1 protein-coding gene is annotated in these 1,379 nt (G+C 65.6%); it reads right to left on the bottom strand.

Annotation, left to right across the window (positions count from 1 at the left end; translation table 11 throughout):
- Window positions 1–1,379: acetate--CoA ligase (gene acs, locus NZK81_RS21390; protein WP_260047981.1), on the bottom strand; the 1,379-nt coding region annotated here is incomplete at both ends.

Raw genomic sequence — 1,379 nt, 5'->3', positions numbered from 1 at the left:
CTGCGGCCTGTTGGCGATGAGGTTATCGACGACGGAGGGATCCGCAAGTGTGGAAGTGTCACCGAGGTTGGAGAAATCGTTCTCGCCGATCTTCCTGAGGATGCGGCGCATGATCTTGCCCGAGCGGGTCTTGGGCAGGCCTGGCGCGAACTGGATCACGTCGGGCGTGGCGATCGGGCCGATCTCGTGGCGGACCCATGCAACAAGTTCCTTGCGCAGCGCCTCGTCGGGCTCGACTTCCGAATTGCAGGTGACGAAGGCGTAGATGCCCTGGCCCTTGATCTCGTGCGGCATGCCGACGACGGCGGCTTCGGCCACCTTGTGGTGCGCGACCAGCGCGCTCTCGATCTCGGCGGTGCCCATGCGGTGGCCCGAGACGTTGATGACGTCGTCGATGCGCCCGGTGATCCAGTAGTAGCCGTCCTCGTCGCGGCGGCAGCCGTCGCCGGTGAAGTAGGTGCCCTTGAAGGTCGAGAAATAGGTCTGGAAGAAGCGCTCGTGATCGCCCCAGACGGTGCGCATCTGGCCGGGCCAGCTGTCGGTGATGACAAGGCAGCCATCGCCCGGGCCCTCGATCTCCACGCCGTCGTTGTCGAGCAGTTTGGGCTGCACGCCGAACATCGGACGCGTGGCCGAGCCGGGCTTCAATGCCGTGGCGCCGGGCAGCGGGGTGATCATTACACCGCCTGTCTCGGTCTGCCACCAGGTGTCGACGATCGGGCAGCGCCCCTCGCCCACCACCTTGTGGTACCATTCCCAGGCTTCCGGGTTGATCGGCTCACCCACCGAACCGAGCAGGCGCAAGGACTTGCGGGACGTCTTCTTCACCCACTCGTCGCCTTCGCGCATCAGCGCGCGCAGCGCGGTGGGGGCGCCGTAGAAGATCTCGACATCGAACTTGTCGACCACCTGCCAGAAGCGGGAGGCATCGGGGAAGTTGGGTACGCCCTCGAACATCACCGTGGTCGCCCCGTTCATCAGCGGGCCGTAGACGACGTAGGAATGGCCGGTGACCCAGCCGATGTCGGCCGCGCACCAGTAGATCTGGCCCGGGCGATAGTCGAAGACGTATTCGTGCGTCATCGAGGCCCAGACCGAATAGCCGCCGGTGGTGTGGAGCACGCCCTTGGGCTTGCCGGTCGAGCCCGAGGTGTAGAGGATGAACAGCGGGTCTTCCGCGTTCATTTCCTCGGGCACGCATTCGGCAGGCATGCCGGCAACCGAGCTGGCCCAGTCGATGTCGCGGCCGTCCACCATCGGCACGCCCGCACCGGTATGTTCGAGCACGATCACGGTATCGACGCCGTTGCACTGTGCCAGCGCCTCATCGACATTGGCTTTCAGCGGAACGCGCTTGCCCCCGCGCAGGCCCTCGTCGG

The organism is Novosphingobium mangrovisedimenti (genome assembly GCF_025153475.1).
In the GTDB taxonomy this organism is placed as follows: domain Bacteria; phylum Pseudomonadota; class Alphaproteobacteria; order Sphingomonadales; family Sphingomonadaceae; genus Novosphingobium; species Novosphingobium mangrovi_A.
The sequence above is the reverse complement of the archived record's forward strand: the minus strand, read 5'-3'. Positions and strand labels throughout refer to the sequence as shown.